Raw genomic sequence first — 22,064 nt, forward strand, 5'->3', positions numbered from 1 at the left:
GGCGTGTTGTTCTTTGATTATAGATAAAAGGATGGCGTTACAGTATATGTCTCGTTCAAAATGGTATAAATGTTCATGATGTATACCTGCATCGCCCGATTCTATGCACAAATTGTGCATTTCTATACTTGCCGTCCCGGCTCTGATACAATATTCTGGGGTGAACGCCAATGAAATTGCTGCATCAATTGAAGCAAATGAACGATTTTACGGTTAATGAACAAAGCATTGCGTCTTATATTTTGCGGCATCAGGAGAGCTGCCTTTCGTTAAGCGTGCAGGAGCTCGCCCAAGCCACCTTCACCTCGCATTCCACCGTCGTTCGGCTTACGCAGAAATTGGGATTAACGGGATTCAAGGAATTCAAAATCAAACTGGCTCGCGAATTGCAGGACAATCTCCATCAAATCAACAGCATAGATGCCAATATGCCTTTCCAACTGTACGAATCACCGATTCAGATCTCCAAGGATATCGCGGAATTGATGAAGGAAACGATCGACAGAACCTTTGCCATGCTGGATGGCGAATTGTTGAATCGGTCAGCCCTCTTGTTACACAAGGCGAAGCGCATTCTGATTTTTGCGCTGGGCGACTCACTGATTCGAGCCAAGAGCTTTCAGAACAGAATGTACAAAATCAACCAGTACGTCGTCATTGCGACCGAAGTTTCGGACTGGGCTTATCATATGGTGAACATGACTTCTGAGGATTGCGCCATTTTTTTGACGTATCACAACAAATCCCCGATCTTCCTGAAGGCTGCACGACATTTCCGTCATATCCGCATGCCGACGGTCACGATTACTGCGTCCATCCAAAGCGAGCTGGCTCGGCTTAGCACGATATGCATTCAGGTACCGAATGATGAAGTGCATCACGCCAAGATCGGCACCTTCTCTTCGCAAATCGCGCTCGAATATGCGCTTAATGCGTTGTATTCTTGTATTTACCAGATCAATTATGCCAATCACAAGCAAGCGATGTTGGACTCTGTGGAGATTTTTCGCTCCTTTGATATGATGAATGATGTATAGTCGAACACCGAAAAGGCCGGGAAACTGCTTCCCGGCTTTTTAATTTGCTCGATTTCCCCATTCAACGGCGAATAACAGCGTAAGCGGTTATATGTCCAATGCAATGACGGGTTGAAATCGATATAGCGTAGATGGCTAAACATTTGGATAATTGCACCTGATTCGGCACACATTACTTCTATCTTCCAGCGCGAGAGGTATCCCATGAACAAACCACATTTCGCTGTTGCAGCATTAGCCGACAACGTTGCTTTCATTGAACAGCAGCTCTTTCACACCGATGATCTGGTCAAACACGCCGTTGTGCTTCATGACACGCCAGGCATGCTCCTGTATATCGACTCGTTGGTCGATCAAGAAGTGGTTCAGACCCATATTTTGGGCGACTTGTACGATTCCTCGAATGATTCGCATTCCCATAACATGTTCACAACGCTCGGCAGCAGCAAGGATAACGATCTGCAAACCGCCGTCGAAGCTCTCATTCAGGGAAACTGCGCCTTCATTTTAGACGGAATTTGCGAATTCTACATCCTCAGCTCCGAAAAATGGTATGCCCGCAGCACGGCGGAGCCAGAGAATGAAGGTGTCATTCGTGGACCTCATAACGGATTCGTTGAACCTTTGCAAGTCAATCTGAATTTGGTACGCAAACAGCTTACCAGCCCTTCCCTGATCGTTCGATACCATACGGTCGGTTCCAAAACCCGTACCAAGGTTGCGGTGGTATACGTTCAGGATCTGGCCAACCCTGAACTTGTAGAAAACGTGCAGCACCGTATCCAATCCATTGACTCGGATATGGTCATGCCGCCGGGATTCATACAGGAATTCATGGAAGACAACCCGTATTCTTTGTTTCCGCAGCAGCTCAGCACGGAACGTCCGGACCGGGTCGTGGCCCATCTTATGGAAGGGCGCGTAGCCATCATTGCGGACGGCAGTCCATCGGCGCTGATCGCTCCGGTTACGTTCTTTGCCTTCTACCAAAGCCCGGACGATTACCATGGACGCTGGCTGATCAGTTCATTTCTCAGGTTTATTCGCATGGTCAGCTTCATGATCGCGTTTACGCTGCCTGCGGTGTACATCGCCACCATTACCTTTCATTGGGCCATATTGCCGCTGGAGCTTGCCCATACGATCAAAAAATCGCTTCAAAATATTCCTTTCCCCGCCTTGGTGGAAGCGATGCTGCTTGAACTGATTTTTGAAGTGCTGCGGGAAGCCGGTGTGCGGCTGCCCAGCCGCGTCGGGCAAACGATCGGCATTGTAGGCGGTCTGGTCATCGGGGATGCCATCGTTCGTGCCGGTCTGGTCTCCTATACGATGATTATCGTGGTTTCGCTGACGGCGATTTCGTCTTTCCTGATTCCGTCCCATGAAATGAGCTCCGCCGTGCGCATCCTTCGCTTCCCCATGATGGTGGCTGCAGCCATTTTCGGATATATTGGCATCTCGTTTGGCTTGGTTATCCTTACGATTCATCTGTGCAAACTGGAAACGTTCGGCACGCCCTATTTCGCGCCGCTCGCCCCTTTTCGCCTAGCCGACATGAAAGACGTCATGATTCGTTTCCCGATTTGGGCGCTTCGGGGGAGGCCGCATGGCACGCAAGCCCAAAAGCTGAAGCAACAAGACTTCCCTAGGAGCTGGAAGCGTCGTGAATAAAGAAACGAGCATAACACCGGGACAATTGTTTTTTCTGATCATCAAATTCGAAATCGGCGTGGATATTCTTTCCCTCCCCTATCGGATGCACCTGCTGTCCAAGGGGGGCGGCTGGATCTCCGTGATCCTTGGCGGCCTGCTAATCCAGTTGATCATGCTCATGTGCTGGTTTCTGCTGCGCCGATTCCCCGGTTCCTCCATCTATGAGATCACGAGCCGGATTACCGGACGCTGGATCGGGAAACTGCTGGTTGTCGCGTACATTGCCTATTATTTGTTAATGGGTACTTCGGTGCTCGTAAATGCGCAGGACGTCATCAACCGCTGGATGTTTCAGAATACCCCGCGATGGGCCATACTGGCTCTTTTCATGTTAGGCAGCATCTATCTGATCCGGCAAAATCTGCGCGTCATCGCTCGGGTTCTCGTACTGATCTCGTTCCTGATCGTCCCCATGATGGTTCTGATCAGCTATGGCATCAAGGAAACCAACCTGCTGTACCTTCTTCCCTTGACGGAAGCGGGATGGCCTAAAATTATCAGCGGATCTACCGAAACGCTCATGGCCATGTTCGGTTTCGAGTTCATTCTCGTCGTCTTTCCCATGGTACAAGGAAATAACGTCGGCAAGCTGAAAGCCATCGCTGCAGCCAATGCCGTCGTTGTGCTGTTGTATGGCTTTACCGTTCTGATCTGCTCGACGGCATTCAGCCCGGAGCAGCTTGGCCTGATGCCGGAGCCTATCGTATATTTGCTCCGCTCCATCCCGCTGGGAACGATGGACCGGGTCGATTACTTGTTTCTCCCGATTTGGCTCATCTCGATCTTCGGTTCAATCAGCGGTTACTATTATGCGGCTTCTTATGGACTCAGCTATTTACTCAAACAGAAGAATCACCGGAAGTCCGTACCTTACATCGTCATCGCTTCTTGCGTGATTGCCTACTTGCCGCGGCAGCAGCAGCATTTGGATTTGATCGGCAGCATCGCGAACAATTCCGCTTATTTTTTCCTTGTCGCCCTGCCTCTGCTCTTATTGCTGCTGTCCTATATGTTCAACAGAAAAGAGGAAACCAAGCCATGAAGAAAAAAAGAATCGGGCTCTTCTTTTTATCTTTGGCTGTGCTCCTGAGCGGGTGCTGGGATCAGGACAGCTTGAAGGACGCCCGGCTGGCAAACGCTTCGGCCTATGATCTTACCGACCAAGGCGAAATCCAACAGACATTGGAAATCGTGAATGACTTTGAAGGCAATCAAGGAAACAGCGACAACGAGGTCCATTCAGCGGCGGGAAGATCGGTTCGTCAGAGCACGGACCGAATTCGTACCAAAGTTACGGGAGATGTTCGCTTTTTTAAATACGGCCTGATCATGTATGGCAAAAAATTGGCCCAGCATGATATTTATCCATATCTGGATGTCCTCTATCGCGAGCCGGATTACCCCACGTCCCATGTAAAATTGGCGATCGTGGACGGCCTGGCCGGAAAGGTCCTTGAGCAAAAAAAGGTGGGCAACCTGATGGTCGGGGAGTTTATCATCCGGAAAATCAAGAGCCTGGAGGATTTGTGCGTTTTTCCGGAAATGACGCTTGAGAAGTTATTGCCGCCCATGCTCGATCCCGGTCAGGATTTCGTCCTGCCTTATCTGGCATTGGAGGGCGAGGATATCGCGGCACAGGGCATTGCCATGTTCCATGGTCAAAAATTCACGGGCAGCCTGGATACCGAGCAGTCCGTATTATACGTGCTATTAAGCGGAAAGTGGAACAAAACTGCTCGCTTTGTCAAAAAGGTGAATTCAGGTCCGGACAATGATCCCCGAAATTACGTGACCTATGAAGCGAATACACAACGGATCAAACGAAAGCTGAAAGTGGGCGTCGATCAGGAAGGCCGCATTAACGTCAGTCTGAAACTGAAGCTGCCGGTAACCGTCGTGGAATATGCGGACGACCACGTGCAGCAGCAGAATACGATCCAACGACTGAACCGGGAGCTCTCCGAGCAAATGACACAAGATGCGAGGCAGATCATCCAGAAGCTTCAGCAAGGCGGCTGCGACGCGTTCGGCATTGGCAGGCAGCTGATCGCCCACCATCCTGCATTATGGAAGAGCCTCGACTGGAACGATGCTTATGCCAACGTTCGGTTTCAACCCGAGGTTTCGGTAGATATTATTGGCAGCGGCGTACTGAACTAGGAACCTTCGGTTTGCAGCCGTTCCTATTGACACACCAAAAAAGCGGATGACGGTTTTTGGGGGCCATTCATCCGCTTTTGCATATGCGATGTATTTATTTTCCTGCATTCGGTCCAACGACGGGATGAGGCACGTAAGGTTCCTCGAGGAAGGCGACCTCGTCCGCAGTCAGCTTGACGGTCAGCGCCGCTTCGGCTTCTTTCAGGTGCGACGCTTTGGTTGCACCCACGATCGGCGCCGTTACGGGCTCTTTTTGCAGCAACCAGGCCATGGCGATCTGGGAACGAGAAACGCCGCGATTGGATGCGATCTCGGCCACACGTTCCACGATCACGCGATCGGTATTTGCCATCGCATCGTATTTGGACTTCTGGATCTGATCCGTTTCCGAACGCAGCGTCGTCGCTTCCGGATCACGCGTAAGCCGTCCCGAAGCGAGTGGACTGTATGGAATCACGCCAATCTTTTCCTCTCTGCACAGTGGCATCATCTCTCGCTCTTCCTCACGATAGAGCAAATTGAGGTGATTCTGCATGGAGACGAACCGGGTCCAGCCGTTCCGTTCCGCAACGTTCAATGCTTTCAGAAACTGGAATGCGTACATCGCCGAAGCCCCTATATATCTGGCTTTGCCTGCCTTCACGACATCGTGCATGGCTTCCATCGTTTCCTCGATCGGCGTATCGTAGTCCCAACGGTGAATCTGGTATAAATCGACATAGTCCGTGCCCAGCCGTTTCAAGCTCTTGTCTATTTCCCTCATGATGGCTTTGCGCGATAATCCGCCGCCGTTAGGTCCTTGATGCATTCGTCCATGCACCTTGGTCGCGATCACGACTTCGTCCCGGTTGGCATAATCGTTCAGCGCCCGTCCGACGATTTCCTCACTGGCTCCGAGCGAGTAAACATTGGCCGTATCAAAAAAGTTGATGCCCATTTCCAACGCTTGCTTGATGATTGGACGGCTGTTTTCCTCTGTAAGCACCCACTTGTGGATCCAGCGATCCGGATCTCCGAATCCCATGCAGCCCAGACATATGCGCGATACATCCAGACCGGTATTGCCCAGCTTTACATATTCCATCGATGAATCCTCCTTATTGGCTGATGTCAGGTGTATAATGCCTGTTTTCATTATGCCTGAGCACTGCTGATGAATGTTATCCATTCGTCGCAACTTCTTGCCTATTCCTCTCATCTCTATTTATATCCGCTGCGAAGGAAGCTTATAATAGATCTGATCCGTAACTCAGGAGGTATGCCATGATGGAGGAACTACAGGCGCAGCGACGTGAGCTGGCTGAACTGATCGCCAGACAATGTGCGCATGAAGGAGCGAATCAGACCAAGCTCCCAACCTTGCATTTCATCCGTTATTCCAAGACAACCGAGCCGCATTATGGCGTTTATCGAACCAGTTTTTGCTTCATCGCGAGCGGTTCGAAAGAAATATTGCTGGCACAGGAGCGTTATGTATACACGCCCTCCGATTATTTGATTGCTTCCATGAACTTGCCCGTCGTTGGGCAGATCATTAATGCTTCACCGGAGGAGCCATATTTAACCTTCAGGCTTGACTTCAAGCCTGACCAGATCCTGGAAGTGCTGAACGAGTCGGGATTACAGCCCGTGGCCAAGGAAAATTCGAAACGCGCCCTTTTCGTCGGACAAATGGAACGCGATTTGCTGGATTCGGTACTGCGGCTGGCGCGTTTGCTCGATCGTCCCCAAGATATCCCGTTTCTCTCCCCCATGATGATCAGGGAAATTCTGTATCGCCTGCTGCAGGGTCCATATGGAAGCCGGCTGGCACAAATTGCTTTGGAAGGCAGCAGTACGTACCATATCCGGGAAGCGATTGAACATATCGTTCGCCACTATGCCGACCCGCTGCGGGTCGATGAACTGGCCGAGCTTGCCAATATGAGCGTGTCGTCGTTTCACCGTCATTTCAAAGAAGTCACGGGTATGAGCCCCTTGCAATACTTGAAGGAAATGCGTCTGCAGGAGGCGCGAAGGCTGTTGCTGTCCGAGTCGGCCGGAGCGGCCGATGTGGCCTTTCGCGTCGGGTACGAGAGTCCGTCGCAATTCAGCCGTGAATATGCCCGGATGTTTGGAGCGCCACCCAAGACGGATATACGAAACCTGAAGGAAAAATACGAGCATACGATAACGTTGTAATGCCGAAGGAAGCAAGCAAGCAGACGCCACACTGTCTGCTTGCTTTTTCGTTTTAGCCAAAAAATCATTTACAAAACAAAAGCATTCATCATAAAATCATTTACATGAAGTAAACCTTTACACGATGTAAACAAAGGAGATCCGCACAATGAGCACTTTGCAGAAATCAGCCCGCTTCCCCCTGTTCATTCTGATGCTAAATTTGTTTATCGCTTTGCTGGGGCAGGGCATGGTCATTCCCATCCTGCCGGAGTATCTGAAGCAATTTGGCGCCGGCGGAACGGCTGCCGGTTATTTGATCGCCGCCTTTGGCGCGGCCCAATTTATTTTTTCGCCGATCGGCGGGCAATTGTCTGACCGGTTCGGACGGAAAAAGATGATTATGGCCGGATTGTTCCTCACCGTAATCTCGGATCTGATGTTTGCGGTCTCCTCCACGCTGCCTTTATTGTATCTCGCCCGATTTATCGGAGGCATCGGTCTCGGGCTCATGGTACCGTCCAACATGGCCTATATTGCCGACATTACGACCCATGAAACGCGGGCCAAAGGCATGGGTTATTTGGGTGCTGCCATGAATTTGGGGATGGTGCTGGGACCTGGACTCGGCGGCATCATTGCCGAATGGGGCATTCGCATGCCCTACTTCTTCGCTTCCGGTCTGGGATTGCTGGCGACGCTGCTAACGATCTTTATGCCGGAGACGCTAACCCCTGACAAAAGAAAAGTCCCGCAGCCGTCAAAGGGCCGCGAGACGATGGGCAAACAGATTGCACAGTCTTTCCGAACGCCGTATTTCCGTTACCTGTTGTTAATTCTGGTCATGACCTTTGGTCTCGTCAATTACGAAACGGTATACGCCCTGTTCGTGGAGCAGAAATACGGCTTTGACGCTGCCAAAATTTCCATCATCATTACCGTCGGCGCCGTCATCGGCATCATCGTTCAAGTCTGGCTGCTGGATCGGTTCATTCGGCGCATGGGCGAAATCAAGCTGATCCGCTTGTCATTGATCGTCACCCCGATCGCACTGGTGCTGATGCTCGTCAAAGTTAATCTCGCTTACTTGCTGGTTGTATCCGCACTATTCTTTGCGTTTAACGCCTTTTTGCGGCCTACGGTCAGCACGTTAATCTCCAAAGCGGCAGGCGACCGGCAAGGTTATGCTTCGGGCTTAAATACGACGTATACCAGCTTGGGCAACATTCTGGGTCCCGTTTTGGCAGGGTCCTTGTTTGACAAAAACATAAATATTCCCTATATTTTTGGTGCAATCATCCTTCTGGCCTCCCTGTCCTTAACGATTAAGGCAAGGAGCCTGAAGAAAGGAAACCTTCTCGAACATGAGTGAAACTTGGCACCAGCATCTCAAAAACAAAAACCGGGACGAGCTGATTGCCGCAGGCAGGGCGCTTTTCCTGAAGCACGGCTTTCTGCGCGTGAACATCAAGGACGTCTGCAATGCGGCAGGCATCAGCCGGGTTACTTTTTACAAACACTTTCAAACGATCGACGAGCTGCTGTTCGAGGTCCAGATGCAGCTGATGGAAGATCTCACGGACAACGTTACGCGGGCAGCTTCGCCCGAATGGAGCGGCAGGCAGCAGCTCGCGGCCATGCTGGACGCTTGGGTTCAATACGCATGGCAGCATCCGGAACATATCCGGTACATTCTGCTGTTCGATCTCCATTATGAAGCTTATGATTCCAATACCGAGCTGAAATCCCGTTACGATCTTTTTGTAAATGAAGGCAAAGAACGGCATTTCCTCATGAATGCGCTGACGACCGGCATCGCCGACGGCACATTAAAACCTGATCCCGCACCGCTCGATACGGCTCATTTTATCTTCACGTCCATGATGGGCATGCTGCAAAAAATGAGCCTCGGGCAGGCAGCTCGCCAAAACCCCAAAGACCTGCATATGACCAAGCAATTCGCCTGCATGCTGCTCCAATACGTAAGTGCGGACTCCCATTCCTGAACAGAACGGCAGTCCGCACATGCTGGGTAAAGAGCAAGGTCCTCTCCACCATTATTCAATCGTCTGACATTAACCGATCAATTGTTGAAGCACATCCAGCTCGATTCGGGCATCGGGCTGGAATTCCTCGCTTTGCACGTATTGAGCAAGACTGTACAACAGCTGCCGGCCCTCCGGCTTTCTCACCAATTCATCGCGGTTGATTGCCCCGATCAGCAGTTTGCCTTTCCCAACCCGACATTCGAACAACAGTCCCAGCTTATGGTTCCGTTCAAAATTATCAATCGTCTGCACGATGGGTGTGATCCCGCTCGCAATTTCATCCAGAATGATTGAACGGGAGTTCATCACGGCATGCCACCAAGGATAGGTAGAATGGACTTCGCTCGGGAAATGGCGCAGTGCCGGGTGTTCGTTATCAATCAACAATCCAAGCGTGCCCACCGGAACGGGTTTGTTCATGCTCTCCGAAATGGATCTAAACATAGGGTAACACCAGAAATCCGTGCAATAGGTACCCTCAACAGAACGGCTGACCGTGTCCGGCGATGGCAACAAGAGTACGTTTTCTCCTAGATCCAGTCGCTCAATCACCTCTTCATTCAAACGCGTGAATATGTTCGCTTGCTCTATGGCACTCGGGTTAACTTCCGGATATATCCATAGTTCATACTGCTTGCGGATATCCGTTCCTTGGATGCGCATGGACAGCTCAACCTCTGTCATTTTGTCGACTTCTGGAAGTGCAATGGAAATGTTGGCAAGCTCGCCATAAGTTTCGCCTAACGTCCATTCGACCGCTTGCTCTCCTTGCGCGATGGTGTTGTTTTCCCCATCCTTCAATACCCACTCCAAAACATGCCCTTCCAACGAAGCCGTTCGGAAGTAGCTTAATTCCAGGCGTGCATCAAAGCGTTCGCCTGACGAGTAGTTGTATTTCTCGAACCGGGCGAGAAGTACCGCATCCGAGCAATAGGTTCTCCATTCTTCAGGCGTAACCACTCCTTTGGAATCCATGAAGGCATCCAACACGCCGACAAGCGCCGTTCCCTGTCCGCTGAAGTCCTGAAGGTCCAGCAGTTGGAATCCGGCCAGATGTTTTGTGCGGAAGGCGGCTTCAAGCTCTTCTTTGTAACAGGCGACCGCCAGTTTGCCCGAGCTTTGGAAGAAGCGGTCTGCCAGATGCGCCATGCCTTTTTCTTGCAAACGTTCCTTAAATACCTCAAAATTTTTAGCCTTGATCGAACCGGTGTATTTCCCGATTTCTTCATAATTCGGATACATCGCATACTGTCCGATTTCATGAGAGATGACCGGAATGCTTGGCACGAGCTCCTGTTCGGCGGCAGCCCCTGTCACGGTTTTGGATTCGGTGCCGTACTGGATGAGGATCTCTTGTTCTCCCGTTCCCGCTTCACCCTTATCTGAGGCGTTTACTTGCGGAATAATCATATCGTCGTAATCCTTCATCGTGCCTGGAACATCAAGCTGCACATGCCCTTGCGGCGCATCACACATCGCATAGGAACCGCGGAATAACCGCTCTTTGGAAAAACGCACGCCGCAGAAAAAGTCCTCTTCTTCCAAAATGTCTGGCACGAATTGAAAATTGTTCGAACCTTGCGTATACAATGGACGCGGATCGGCTGCTTTATACGCCTTCAGTATGCCGTTCAGCCGTTCCTTGCTTCCCCACAGCTCATTGCCAAGAGACATCATGACGAACGAAGGATGGTTGCCATAGGCTTTGAGCATGGCAAACCCTTCACGGATCAGGTAGTCCTGTTCGGCCTGGTTGTGGTTCGGATCATTGTCGTCGGTGATCGTGCCCCAGAACGGCAATTCCGGTTCCATGTAGATGCCCAGCATGTCAGCAGCGGTGAACGCGGCTTCCGGCGGGCAGCACGTATGGAAACGATAATGGTTGATGCCGTACGATTTTGCGATGCCCATAATGCGCAGCCATTCTTCGACATCGGTCGGTGCATATCCCGTCAGCGGAAAAATAAGTCCGTCATGCTTGCCGCGCAAAAACGTTTTATGGCCGTTGATCGTAAACGCATCCCCTTTGGCTTCGAAATCCCGCAACCCAACGACGAAAGTCTGCGTATCCTTGATTTCCCCGTTTTCGTCGATCAAAGAAAGGGCCAGTTGATACAGGTTAGGTTCGGCATCGCTCCATAACAGAGCGTTTTCTCCCATGTCATAAACCACATTAAACTCATCCTGCAAGCATGCGTACGTTTGCTCCGACACGTGATGCTCGCGAACCGATCCCTCCAAAGCCGCCTGCACCTGCGTGTAAGGCTTAATGCTGTTTGCAGTCACGGAAAGGGTCATGCCTGGCGCAGAACCCGACAATTTGCTCACGATTCGGAAGCTGCGACGGGCCGCATCCGGATAGATCTGCACATCCTCCATGTACACGTTTTCGTAAAATTGAAGCTCGATCCTGCCGGTAATGCCGTTCCAGTTCGTCTGGGTATCCGGGGACGTGAGATGACCGCCTTTGGTCGGATAATCGGTGTTGTCCACCCGAATGGTGATAGTGTGGCTGCCTTCCGCCAACCCTTTCGGCAGCTTATACACATGCGCCGTATTGAGGCTGTCCGCCGAACCCAAATCCGCGCCGTCTACCCACACATGCGTTTTGCGCGTCCGTTCAAGATACAGATGGCATGTCTTGCCTGCAAGCTCTGCCGGGATGTGGACTTCCCGCTCCAGCCAGACCCATCCTTCGAAGGCGTATTCGTCCGTCAAAGCCCCGATGAGCGCTTGATCATTTTTGGGCCCTTTTTGGGCATGGGACGTTGTATCAGGCAGCTCGATGCTATCATTGTACGGGAATTGCACGCCTTGCTTTTGTTCATCCAATTGAAGCTTCCAGCTTCCTTGCAAATGAATGTTCGTTAACATGAATGCCGCTCCTTTATGGGTCGTATGTATAACTTTTGAGAATATAAAATCACGGTGATGGCGCTTACGTATTCTTACATATAGGGCTATTATATAACCTCTTTTCTTAACAACCCATATAATATTAATAATATGTCATATAAGAATAAGGAAGCATTGTATATGTTAAGACTCCCTTCACGTGTCCCTTGCCGCTTCCTTTTACCCACACAAAAATCAGCGAATGGTTTGTCTAACATCTCAGGTTGGTGGATCTGTACCAACCCAAAAAACCTCCACGGGTATGGAGGTTTTTTGGGGTAATATGGTTTAAGCGTTTAAGCTATATAAACCGCAAAAAAGATACACATGTTAACGGAGAGGCAGAACCAAGCTGGAGAAACGAAGCGGTCGCTTAAAAGCTTTCTGAAAGAAAGCTGCATCGGAAGCATAGGCTTATCACCAGATTTTCCCCTTAGAAAGGGGATCCAAAAAATCTGGGGATAACAGCGATCGGAAGATGGTACTGCACTCGCAGTGCCTTGTGTGATTGTTTAGTGCGGTTTATATAGGTGGGTTACATTGGCGTTTTTCGCATCTCCATATTATGAGTTTTGCTGGTGTCTTGCTTCGTCCCGGATTTCTTCACGGAATCCGGAAATGCTATGTTTACGACGTTCGTTTTTTTCCTCGATTTGAGCTTTCTCCCTGGCCGGAATTTCATCGCCGAATTCCTCGAGATAATCCTCTGCTTCATGGTAGTTTTCGATCGTGTTCTGAACCGCGTTTTGCAAGTGATCCACGTTATCCTTGCGGTTATCTGGCTTACTCATACAGGTCACCTCCCAAAAACGGATTATGCTGTTTATTCGCACTACAGAAGTTTTCCATAAGGGTGCCGAGTTTATGCATGCAGCACCATGCTCTTGTCCTTTACGGCAACGGGATCAAGATCCTGCAACTCGACTTGGGCCAAGTTGTTGATATATAAAAAGCCGCCGGATGGCGACTTGGATTGCTTCAATCAAATTTTTTCAGCACCTGTCCCAAAATTTCGATCCCTTTCACGATCTGCTCATCGGAAGGAGTTGAAAAATTAAGACGGATCGCATTACTAGGTTCGTTTTCATCCACAAGAAACGCAGTGCCCGGAACAACGGCTACGCCCTCGGCCGCAGCTGTTTTGGCATAGTCGATCATCGGGACGCGAGCTGGCAGGTCACACCAGAGGAACAACCCTCCATCCGGGTGGGTAAAGGTAATGGACTCGCCCAAATGCTCCTGCAGCTTGTTCATCATTAAGTCCGATTTCCGGCGGTAAATGGCACGAATGCTGCTGATATGTGCTGCATAGTCATACTCCGTCATGAACTTGTATGCCAAAATCTGTGGCAGCATGGCTGTATGTACATCCTCTCCCTGCTTGGCAACAACCATCTTCTGCACAACCTCATGAGGTGCCAGAACATATCCGACGCGCAATCCGGCAGACAAAATTTTGGAGAAAGACCCTACATAAATAACCAGCCCCTCATCATCCAGCGATTTGATCGTTGCGACGTCTTCTCCATTAAAACGAAGCTCCCCATACGGGTTATCTTCCAGAATCATGACCCCATACTTCTTGGCAAGATCGTAAATGGCTTTACGCTTCTCCAGGCTGGTGGTAATGCCGGTCGGGTTTTGGAAACTCGGAATCACATAAATCAGCTTTACATTCTGCTCCGTTTGCAGAGCGTGTTCCAGCTTCCCGATATCCATGCCGTCCGTTTCCATGGGAACACCGACAAGTTTGGCGCCTGAAGCCCGGAAAGAGTTCAGGGAACCGATAAAGCTGGGGCTCTCGCAAATAATCGTATCCCCTTCATTACAGAATACTTTGCAAGCGAGTTCAATCCCCTGCTGCGCTCCGGATACGATGAACAGCTCGTCCGTCGGTTTACCCGTATCAAAGCCTGTTTGCAAGTGCCGGGTTAATGCATCCCGCAGCGGTGCATATCCTTCGGTAATCCCGTATTGCAGCGCTGTTACCGGATCCTGTTCCAGAATCGTTTGGGTAAATGTTCGAATGGCCTCTATAGGAAAGGTTTCCGGAGCGGGATTTCCCGCCGAGAACGGAATGACATTTTGACCCGAAGTGGCCTTCAGAATCTCACGAATAATCGATGGCTGCAATGCAGCGATGCGGTTGGAAAAGGTATAGTTCATGTAAAATATGGCCTCCCGATTTCAAATCTGACTCTTGTTCTATAATTACATTATAGAAACCGTCTAATAATCACACTAGGCCACTGCGAGCGCAGTACCATCTTCCGATCGCTGTTATCCCCGGATTTTTCTAACCTCCTTATGAAAAGGAGAAAATCCGGTGATAAGCCTATGCTTCCGATGCAGCTTTCTTTCAGAAAGCTTTTAAGCGAGCGCTTCGCTTCTTCAGATTGGTTCTGCCTCTCCGTTAACTTGTGTATGTTTATTGCGGCTTATATAGATTCTATTATACGAGCATTCGCCAGATTTCTAAACGGTATCGTCAAATTTGACAGTGCACAGCAACAAAGAGGTGATTTAAACAGAAACAGGGAGCCCTAAGAGCTCCCCGTCCTTGTATGAACAAATCCTATTGAATAACCAAATTGAATCCGTTTTGAATCTGGTGCACATTCGGATTGGCGATGTTGCTCGTTGTCAGATGGTTAAACGTTGCTGAACCGTTACCGGTATACGTGTATATGGCTGCTCCTTTATGCGGGGTTGTGAAGCGTGATGTCTCAACTCCATCCAGACCGGTACCATTGATATTGATGTTGTTAAACACAATGTTTTCGAAACCGCCACCGTAACCGAATTGAATGGCACTGCGCTGTGTATTGAGAATATCGATATTGGTAAAGGTTACGTTCTTGATGGCATCATTGGAAGCTTCAAGATCGATCGCTCCGCGTTCCCCGTTATAGAGGTCCTTGCTGGTACCACTGTTAACAATCGTGGTATCCGAGAACAGAATGCCCGTGTTGTTCTGGAAATGATATCCCGGGAAAACGGTATTCATTCGGATCGCCGAACCGCCAACCGTGTCAACAATCCGATTGTTCGTTGCCTTATGCCCACTGCCGCCAAAGAAGGCGATTCCCGCTGCGCGCCAATTGTTCTCGATGGTGTTGAACGAGAAGGTGTTGTTCACCCCTGCAGGTGCACCATTCACGTTGCTGGTCCATACGGCCAGACCATCATCGCCGTTGTTCCGGACGCTGCTGTTGCGCACCGTCGAGTTGCTCGTGCCTTGGGCAAAGTTGACACCGTCAGCAAGGTTATTCCGAATGCGGCTGTTCTCAATCACCAAGCCATCGGCAATCATCGCCGGGGTGTGTGCATAATCCCCTACCCAGAACCCGCATTCAAAATGCTCCACCCATACATTGCTGATTATCGAGTTTTTACCGAAATTGTCCATAAATCCCTTGTAGACTGCGTTCTCGCTGTAGCGTGAGCGCAGCATGGAGTTCATGTAGACATTGCTGAAATCCAGTTTGCCTTGCACACGGAGGGAAATACCTCCTGATGCCGCGTTCGGATTGGTGAATTGAATATTCGTATGCCAAATGCCTGCACCAACAACGGTGAGGTTATCGATCATATTGGCGGGCGTGCCAATCTTCCACATGTTGCCCAGATGGAATGTGCCTTCCGGGATGTATAATGTTTTGCCTGTAGAAACGGCGGATTGAACGGCTGCTTCGAATGCGGCAAGGTCGTCCTTGCCATCGTTCGCCACCGCACCGAAATCGGTTACCGAAACAGCGTTGGCCGGACGCGGGATGGCGGCAGGTACGGATTCGATTTCAAGAAAATCGACGCCATATTCCAGGTTATCCCCGTTGGTCTTCTGGATCCGAATCGTGTCCCCGGCTTTCAGAGGTGTATCCAGTTTCCAGTGAACTTCGTCAAAACGGAACAGCGGGCGCCCGGCGCTTGGCGTATCTCCCGGATGATCGCTGGAGAAGTACTGCCAGTTGTAATAGGAGGTCAGGGGAACCGTCTTCGCCTTGCTGCCATTTACATACACGTCCAGCGATCCATCCAGCCCCATGCCGTCTGCCGAATCCGGCATCGTAAATCGCATCGTAACGCCTGCGCCTCCTTCGCCTTGTCTGACCGTCCATTGTGCATAGGAGCCGTTGGATGGCAGAGCAATATATTTCTGCCCGGAGGCTTCCGACGCCGTCAATGCCTGATCGAACGTCGGTGCTGACTTCAGCGCTGCACCGCCGCCACGAGCAGCATCATCCGTATCATACCTTGTATAAGACATGCTCGCACCGCGGGCAGAGTATACGGTCAGCGCGGTGGTCGTTACGTTGTTCGATTGTTTTACCGGGGCTTCATTGCCATCGACGGCAACGGTCGTCGTCACATTATAGGTACCGTTTGCAGCCGTCCAGCTGCCGACATTGACATTGACGGATGCTCCCGGTGCCAATACGCCGTTATACGAGCCGGAGTATGTCTGAATCGTTGCTCCCGCAGCATTTTTGAGAACAACCGTAACCCCATGCGCACCGCCTGCCGAAGCCTGATTCCCCTGATTTTTCAGATTAACGGTAAAAGCTACCGTGCTGTTTGCGGTAGGATTGCTCGGGCTCCAAGAGACCGTCCCTACCAGGTCTGAGCTTGTAATCGGTGCGATGACTAAAGAAGATGAATGCGTATAATGGTTGTTGCTTTCATTCTCTTCGACGATCTGGTTGTTCTCATCCACCTTTGCACTAAGCGTGTATGATGAAGCGCTCCGATTGCCGATGTCAAGCGATACCGTTGTTGAAGCCCCTGCCTGCAAAGCGTTTACGGATGCCGAACCAGCCAGCTCATTGTTCAGATAAAAGTTGACGGTAGAGGCCGGAGAAGCGGCAGAGCCAATGTTTTTGACAATGGCATGAAGTGTAATCGGACTGTTCTCGATGGGTAAAGATGGCGTCCAGGACATGCCTGTAATCGTCAGATCGGGATTCGGCGCAGGGGTGCCAAATACCTGAAATTCAGCAATTTGCCCTGCGGGAGCGCCCGAGTTCGCCGTAATGTTTAATTGCAGACGTTTAACCGTTGCCGTCACAGGAATCGTCACGGCATTGCCGGAAGCCGGGTTAAACGTGTACGATTGGGCGGAAACCAGATTGCTGAATGTGGTTGTGTCCTGGTGATGCCCTAACACTTGAATCGTCTGCGTACGGGTACTCCAGACCGGATCGGGGTTCAGCTTCAGTACGATGGATGTAATCTGATGATTGGAGCCGAGATCCAGCGTCAGCGAGCTTGGATGGCTGCCCCCTTCCCAGTACGTATTGATATTGTTATCGTTTGCATTCACAGCAGCATAAGACTGGGTGTTAGAAGATGCAGTGATTGCTTTACCCAGCGCAATATTTGTTCCTTCCACAGACGCCCCGGGTTCTGTCGGGTCAGGGTTTGGTACCTGAGAAGATGGACCGTACATTTCCAATTCGGACAATTGCGCAGCGGGCCATTCGGTATTTCCGGTCATCTGGAGACGCACATACCTTGTTTCTGTTGCTTCAAAATCAACCGTAACCGTATTCTCCGCCACGGATGGATCAAAACCATAATCCTTGGCATCCACGATGTCTGTAAACGTTGAACCGTTTGTGCTGCCTTGAACGGCGATCGTCTGGGTACGCGTTTCCCAGGCTGCGGGCAGCTTCATTTTGATTTGGTCAATTTTCGTATTCGCTCCAAGATCCACTTGAATCCATTGCGGAAACGCGTTGTTTGCACTCTCCCAATAGGTCGCCTGATTATTGTCGATCACATGGGCCGGGCTGTACGTTTGGTTATAGCTGCTCGCGGTCACCAGTTTGCCCAGTGCCAGATTCGCCCCGCCAGCAGCCGATACTTTGGCAGGAGATCCCATGGTCAGGAATACGTTCGAGACCAGCATCGTTAATACGAGTGACCAGACGAAGTATTTGTTGCGCATTGAATTCCTCCTCAGGCTGCTATATAAACCGCAGTAATAACTCCATCTGGGCCACTACGAGCGCAGTACCATCTTCGATCGCTGTTATCCCCGGATTTTTTTGAATCCCCTTTTTCAAAGGGAAAATCCGGTGATAAACGCGAACGCTTCGCTTCTTAAGATCGGTTCTGCCTCTCCGTTAACGCATGGATGTTTTCTGCGATTTATATAGCAAATTTTTTTATACAATAAAGTGAACGACTGAATTCCAGGCCTATTTAACGTTCATATAGCGCTCGTAAGCATCATTACGGATGGTCACTAACCGTTCAAGTCCCATGTCGTTCAGCTTTTTGACATACGCATCCCAGCCCTCTTCAATGCCGCCTTTGGTGACCCACTGAGCACGCATGGTGGCCACATAGCCATCAATATCCGTTGTCAGCGTCGGCAGTTCCTGAAACTCTTCCGCATTGTACATGACCTTTGGATAGGGGGTTGTTACATCTGCGCTGCCCAATTGATCGATTTGCAGCTTGAGTCCGTCACCCGCCTGTGGATTAAGCTTGATTTTCTCTTCAAAGGAAGGGCTTACATATTTCGGGCCAAAGTCGCGCAGGGATTGATCCCAGTACCAGGCATCGGCGCTGGTGCCTGCCGGCGGGTCCATGAGCGTGTATGTGCCATCATCATTTTTCTCGATGACCGTTCCGATCGCCCCCCAGAAGTTCTGAATGCTTGCTTCATTGGTATAAAATTGGTCGGCCCAGCGTGCCGCGACTTCCGGAACCGTACATGAGCTTGTAATGAGGAGTTCATTGCGGGCCAGATTCATGCCGCCGGGGTCGCCTGGCTGATAACGTTTGCCATCCGGTCCAGCAATGGGCGCAATCGCTTCGTACTGGTCGCTCCACTTGCCAAACACCGCGTCAGGCGTCCACTGGTTGCTGAAGCCGACGATAGGAATGTCTGCATTTTGCCATTTGGCTGACGTCATCGTGTTGTCTTGGGTGAACAGTTCCTGATCGATCAGACCTTCCGAATACAGCTTGTGTGTGTAAATAAGTGCTTCTTTATATGCTTCCGTTGTCGGATAGAAGACCGGTTTTCCATCCTGAATGATCATGCTGCTGGCATTAATATCGGTGATCCCGAACGGATTCAGAAAGTCCATATTCAGACCCGTTTCCGTGTACGGAATTTCATCCGGTTTACCGTTTCCGTTCGGATCGTTCTCCTTAAACGCTTTCAACACCTGATACAGTTCCTCTGTCGTCGTAGGTGCCTTCAAGCCCAGTTTATCGAGCCATGCCTTGTTGATGACAGGCTGATTCCTGCTCTTCGGACGGGCAGGCAATCGGGTGGGCATCGAGTAAATTTTCCCGTCAGGAAATGTGCTTATTTTCTTCATCTCCGGCGTCTCTTCCATCGCCGCCTTCAAGTTAGGCATATACGAGTCGATATATTCATCCAGCGGACGGAAATAGCTCAGGTTATTGACAATGTCCGAATCGCTGAACACCTGGTCCCCCAAAATAATGTCCGGGAGCGTGCCACTGGCAAGCATGATGGATTTCTGTTCACCCCAATCGTTGGAGGACATGACCTGCCACTCAATGTTCACATTGGTCTCCTTCTCCAAATCCTTAAGCCATTGGTTCTGGGTAAAGGTGTCACCCATGTTGCCCCAGCGAACCGTCAGTACTTTGAGTGTTACAGGATTATTAACAATTGGCAGACCTTCTTTATTAAAATCGCTTGATATCGGAGTCTCGGCGGCCTCGCCGCTATTTCCGCTGCTGCACCCGACAACGCTTGCCAGCATCGCTGTGACGAGCAGCAAACTATTCATTTTGGTGAAAAATTTCTTGCCTATCTTTTTCCCCATGTGGGACCCTCCTTGATTCGTAATGAATGATCATCTGCCTTATTCTTTCACTGCGCCGATCATCACCCCCTGATTGAAATACTTTTGGATGAACGGATAGACGCACATGATCGGAATCGTGGCGATAATAATCACGGAATATCTCATCAGATTGGCAAGACGCAGGGCGACTTGCGCAGCTTCTCCGGTTCCCATGCCGGATTGCATCTGATTCGTGATGAGAATGTTCCGCAGGATCAATTGAAGCGGATACAGATTAGGGTCTTTCAGATAGATCAGGGCATTAAAATATGAATTCCAATACCCTACGGCAATCCATAATCCCAGAACCGCGATGATCGCTTTGGACAGCGGCAGTACAATCAACGCAAAATACCGCAGATTACCGCAGCCATCGATCTGGGCGGCTTCCCATAAATCCCCGGGAATGCTGGTCTGGAAGAAGGTCCGGGCAACGATCATATCGAACACCACCACAGAGAACGGAAGCACCATTACCAGAAACGTGTCGTAGAGATGAAAATCGCGAATGGTCAGGAAGGTTGGAATCAATCCGCCGCTAAAGAACATCGTAAAAATAAAGAACAGCGAGAAAAATTTTCGGCCGACCAGATCCTTTCTCGATAAGGCATAAGCCGCCGAAATATTAACGACAAGTCCGATCAACGTTCCTACCACCGTGTATAGAATGGTATTTCGATATCCGATCCAGATATTGTCATGCCGCAGCAGTTCCTTATATCCTTCCAGCGTAAAACCTTTGGGGAAGAACCACACCTGTCCGTTAGCCACAGCGGAAGGATCGCTGAAGGAGGCGATGACGATAAAATAAATCGGGTAAATGACCGCAATCAGAAAAAGAATGGCAAAGGCATACAGCACGGCCTCTCCAACCGTCATGCGTGATCGTCGCTTCACTCGGGGAGTTCTGGTCATAGCGGCCGGCTCCATAACGCTCATTTGGTTTCTCTCCCCTCTACCATAGGCTGTTCTCGCTGTATTTCTTGGACAACTGATTGACCAGAATAAGCAAAATGAAATTAATCACCGTATTAAACAGGTTGATCGCCGAGGAGAAGCTGTATTGACTGCTCAGCAAACCGATTTTGTAGACATACGTGGACAGAATCTCACTGGAGAGGATGTTCAAGTCATTCTGCATGAGATAGACCTTCTCAAATCCTACGCCCAGTAGTCCGCCCATTCGCAGAATGAGCAGCGTGATCGCCGTCGGCATCAGCATCGGAATATCAATATAACGAATCTTGTGCCACCGGCTTGCCCCATCGACCGTTGCCGCTTCATAGAGGCTTGGATCTACGGCAGACAACGCGGCAATATAGATGATGCTGTCCCAACCGACATGCTGCCACACGTCAGACCACACATACACGCTGCTGAACAGAGCCGATGAGCCCATTAAGTCCGGTGCTTGTGCTCCAAACAGCTGATACACATTGCCGACGAGCCCCGTACTGGGCGAGAGCAGAATCAGCATCAATCCGACCATAACTACCGTTGATATAAAGTGAGGCATATAGGAGACGGTCTGGAAAAACTTTTTAAACCTCCCTGCTCTCATCTGGTTCACCAGCAGCGCAAGCATAATCGGGATCGGAAACGTAGCCAAGCTGTACAGACTGATCACAAGTGTATTCCGAATCGTATTGGTAAATTGATAGGAATGAAAAAACTTTTCAAAGTACTTGAACCCCGCCCATGGGCTGCCTCCGATTCCCGACGCCGGACTATAATCCTTAAATGCGATGATGACGCCGTACATCGGCTTATAGGCGAATAACAGTGTTAACAGAACAGCCGGAAAAAGTAAAACGTAAAGCCCCCAATTACGCCTGATTCTCTCCATCGTTTTTCCTAAATAAAGTGCATTGGTCCTCATGGTTTTCCCTTCCCTCCCGTACATATACTGGTGCTGCTTTCCCGCTTGGACCTGTCAGCGCTGGATTAGCTTCAGTATAAACGACTTCCCCTTCGCTATATCGGACCCCTAGGGACGGTATTCGGACTTCTGATGTTCCTTTTTTGAACGCTTATGCGTAACCCGGATGCTTGCTGGCACAAAACATATCGCGATCCGGACTTTCATATGTGTATTCCGGACTTCTGAACCCCAAAAAAGCAAATCTTTATGCTTTTTTCAAGCAAAGGTTTTATACTATTCCTGAGATATTAAAGCGCATTCATAACGAAGCAATCCAGAAAGCGGGTGCATTGTT

15 protein-coding genes are annotated in these 22,064 nt (G+C 50.1%); 7 read left to right on the forward strand and 8 right to left on the reverse strand.

Annotated elements, in window-relative coordinates; all coding sequences use genetic code 11:
- Positions 1-170: 170 nt before the first annotated feature.
- The 4 genes from RSX24_RS12695 to RSX24_RS12710 all read left to right on the forward strand — a co-directional run bounded on the left by RSX24_RS12695 (position 171) and on the right by RSX24_RS12710 (position 4,910).
- Positions 171-1,037, forward strand: coding sequence for a MurR/RpiR family transcriptional regulator (locus RSX24_RS12695; protein ID WP_343260806.1), 867 nt, complete (start codon positions 171-173; stop codon positions 1,035-1,037).
- 204 nt (positions 1,038-1,241) lie between these two features.
- A complete protein-coding gene (locus RSX24_RS12700) occupies positions 1,242-2,708 on the forward strand; it encodes a spore germination protein (RefSeq protein ID WP_343260807.1) in 1,467 nt (488 codons plus the stop codon).
- A complete protein-coding gene (locus RSX24_RS12705; RefSeq protein WP_343260808.1) occupies positions 2,701-3,792 on the forward strand; it encodes a GerAB/ArcD/ProY family transporter in 1,092 nt (363 codons plus the stop codon). Before RSX24_RS12700 ends, RSX24_RS12705 begins: the two co-directional genes overlap by 8 nt.
- Positions 3,789-4,910: a Ger(x)C family spore germination protein gene (locus RSX24_RS12710; RefSeq protein WP_343260809.1), complete on the forward strand. Its 1,122-nt coding sequence runs from the start codon at positions 3,789-3,791 to the stop codon at positions 4,908-4,910. The genes RSX24_RS12705 and RSX24_RS12710 overlap by 4 nt, the downstream gene beginning before the upstream one ends.
- A 94-nt stretch (positions 4,911-5,004) precedes the next feature.
- Here RSX24_RS12710 and RSX24_RS12715 read toward each other — a convergent pair whose 3' ends face one another.
- The gene (locus tag RSX24_RS12715; RefSeq protein WP_343260810.1) at positions 5,005-5,994 is read right to left on the reverse strand and encodes an aldo/keto reductase; all 990 of its coding nucleotides are present in this window, start codon (positions 5,992-5,994) and stop codon (positions 5,005-5,007) included.
- A gap of 179 nt (positions 5,995-6,173) precedes the next feature.
- On the opposite strand from RSX24_RS12715, the gene RSX24_RS12720 reads away from it, so the two are divergent.
- From RSX24_RS12720 to RSX24_RS12730, 3 genes are all read left to right on the forward strand, one after another.
- Positions 6,174-7,091: an AraC family transcriptional regulator gene (locus tag RSX24_RS12720; protein ID WP_236416905.1), complete on the forward strand. Its 918-nt coding sequence runs from the start codon at positions 6,174-6,176 to the stop codon at positions 7,089-7,091.
- A gap of 148 nt (positions 7,092-7,239) precedes the next feature.
- Positions 7,240-8,442 (forward strand): MFS transporter, encoded by a 1,203-nt coding sequence (locus tag RSX24_RS12725; RefSeq protein WP_343260811.1) that lies wholly within the window; start codon positions 7,240-7,242, stop codon positions 8,440-8,442.
- Positions 8,435-9,076: a TetR/AcrR family transcriptional regulator gene (locus tag RSX24_RS12730; protein WP_343260812.1), complete on the forward strand. Its 642-nt coding sequence runs from the start codon at positions 8,435-8,437 to the stop codon at positions 9,074-9,076. The genes RSX24_RS12725 and RSX24_RS12730 overlap by 8 nt, the downstream gene beginning before the upstream one ends.
- Positions 9,077-9,145: 69 nt before the next feature.
- On the opposite strand, the gene RSX24_RS12735 is transcribed toward RSX24_RS12730, so the two are convergent.
- The 7 genes from RSX24_RS12735 to RSX24_RS12765 all read right to left on the reverse strand — a co-directional run bounded on the left by RSX24_RS12735 (position 9,146) and on the right by RSX24_RS12765 (position 21,727).
- Positions 9,146-11,992 (reverse strand): DUF8487 domain-containing protein, encoded by a 2,847-nt coding sequence (locus tag RSX24_RS12735; RefSeq protein WP_343260813.1) that lies wholly within the window; start codon positions 11,990-11,992, stop codon positions 9,146-9,148.
- Positions 11,993-12,576: 584 nt separating this feature from the next.
- Positions 12,577-12,804 carry a small acid-soluble spore protein Tlp gene (gene tlp, locus RSX24_RS12740; protein ID WP_236416901.1) on the reverse strand — a complete coding sequence of 76 codons (228 nt, stop codon included), beginning with the start codon at positions 12,802-12,804 and terminating at the stop codon, positions 12,577-12,579.
- 187 nt (positions 12,805-12,991) lie between these two features.
- Complete coding sequence (locus RSX24_RS12745; protein WP_339277959.1) at positions 12,992-14,179, reverse strand: aminotransferase-like domain-containing protein; 1,188 nt, start codon at positions 14,177-14,179, stop codon at positions 12,992-12,994.
- Positions 14,180-14,588: 409 nt separating this feature from the next.
- Positions 14,589-17,960 (reverse strand): discoidin domain-containing protein, encoded by a 3,372-nt coding sequence (locus tag RSX24_RS12750; protein WP_343260814.1) that lies wholly within the window; start codon positions 17,958-17,960, stop codon positions 14,589-14,591.
- Between the two features lie 253 nt (positions 17,961-18,213).
- Entirely contained in the window at positions 18,214-19,827 is a 1,614-nt protein-coding gene (locus RSX24_RS12755; RefSeq protein ID WP_339277957.1) for an extracellular solute-binding protein, read from the reverse strand.
- A 39-nt stretch (positions 19,828-19,866) separates the two neighbouring features.
- Positions 19,867-20,778, reverse strand: coding sequence for a carbohydrate ABC transporter permease (locus RSX24_RS12760; RefSeq protein ID WP_438286827.1), 912 nt, complete (start codon positions 20,776-20,778; stop codon positions 19,867-19,869).
- A 25-nt stretch (positions 20,779-20,803) separates the two neighbouring features.
- Positions 20,804-21,727 (reverse strand): ABC transporter permease, encoded by a 924-nt coding sequence (locus RSX24_RS12765; protein WP_339277956.1) that lies wholly within the window; start codon positions 21,725-21,727, stop codon positions 20,804-20,806.
- Between the last annotated feature and the right edge of the window lie 337 nt (positions 21,728-22,064).

This window comes from Paenibacillus hubeiensis, from assembly GCF_032334105.1.
In the GTDB taxonomy this organism is placed as follows: domain Bacteria; phylum Bacillota; class Bacilli; order Paenibacillales; family Paenibacillaceae; genus Paenibacillus; species Paenibacillus hubeiensis.

Excerpts from the sequence above, each read along its gene's own strand:
- RSX24_RS12735 (WP_343260813.1), bottom strand. The coding sequence starts at position 11,992 with ATGTTAACGAACATTCATTTGCAAGGAAGCTGGAAGCTTCAATTGGAT.
- RSX24_RS12750 (WP_343260814.1), bottom strand. The coding sequence starts at position 17,960 with ATGCGCAACAAATACTTCGTCTGGTCACTCGTATTAACGATGCTGGTC.
- RSX24_RS12730 (WP_343260812.1), top strand. The coding sequence starts at position 8,435 with ATGAGTGAAACTTGGCACCAGCATCTCAAAAACAAAAACCGGGACGAG.
- RSX24_RS12715 (WP_343260810.1), bottom strand. The coding sequence starts at position 5,994 with ATGGAATATGTAAAGCTGGGCAATACCGGTCTGGATGTATCGCGCATA.
- RSX24_RS12710 (WP_343260809.1), top strand. The coding sequence starts at position 3,789 with ATGAAGAAAAAAAGAATCGGGCTCTTCTTTTTATCTTTGGCTGTGCTC.
- RSX24_RS12755 (WP_339277957.1), bottom strand. The coding sequence starts at position 19,827 with ATGGGGAAAAAGATAGGCAAGAAATTTTTCACCAAAATGAATAGTTTG.
- RSX24_RS12765 (WP_339277956.1), bottom strand. The coding sequence starts at position 21,727 with ATGAGGACCAATGCACTTTATTTAGGAAAAACGATGGAGAGAATCAGG.
- tlp (WP_236416901.1), bottom strand. The coding sequence starts at position 12,804 with ATGAGTAAGCCAGATAACCGCAAGGATAACGTGGATCACTTGCAAAAC.
- RSX24_RS12695 (WP_343260806.1), top strand. The coding sequence starts at position 171 with ATGAAATTGCTGCATCAATTGAAGCAAATGAACGATTTTACGGTTAAT.
- RSX24_RS12725 (WP_343260811.1), top strand. The coding sequence starts at position 7,240 with ATGAGCACTTTGCAGAAATCAGCCCGCTTCCCCCTGTTCATTCTGATG.
- RSX24_RS12760 (WP_438286827.1), bottom strand. The coding sequence starts at position 20,778 with ATGGAGCCGGCCGCTATGACCAGAACTCCCCGAGTGAAGCGACGATCA.
- RSX24_RS12720 (WP_236416905.1), top strand. The coding sequence starts at position 6,174 with ATGATGGAGGAACTACAGGCGCAGCGACGTGAGCTGGCTGAACTGATC.
- RSX24_RS12700 (WP_343260807.1), top strand. The coding sequence starts at position 1,242 with ATGAACAAACCACATTTCGCTGTTGCAGCATTAGCCGACAACGTTGCT.
- RSX24_RS12745 (WP_339277959.1), bottom strand. The coding sequence starts at position 14,179 with ATGAACTATACCTTTTCCAACCGCATCGCTGCATTGCAGCCATCGATT.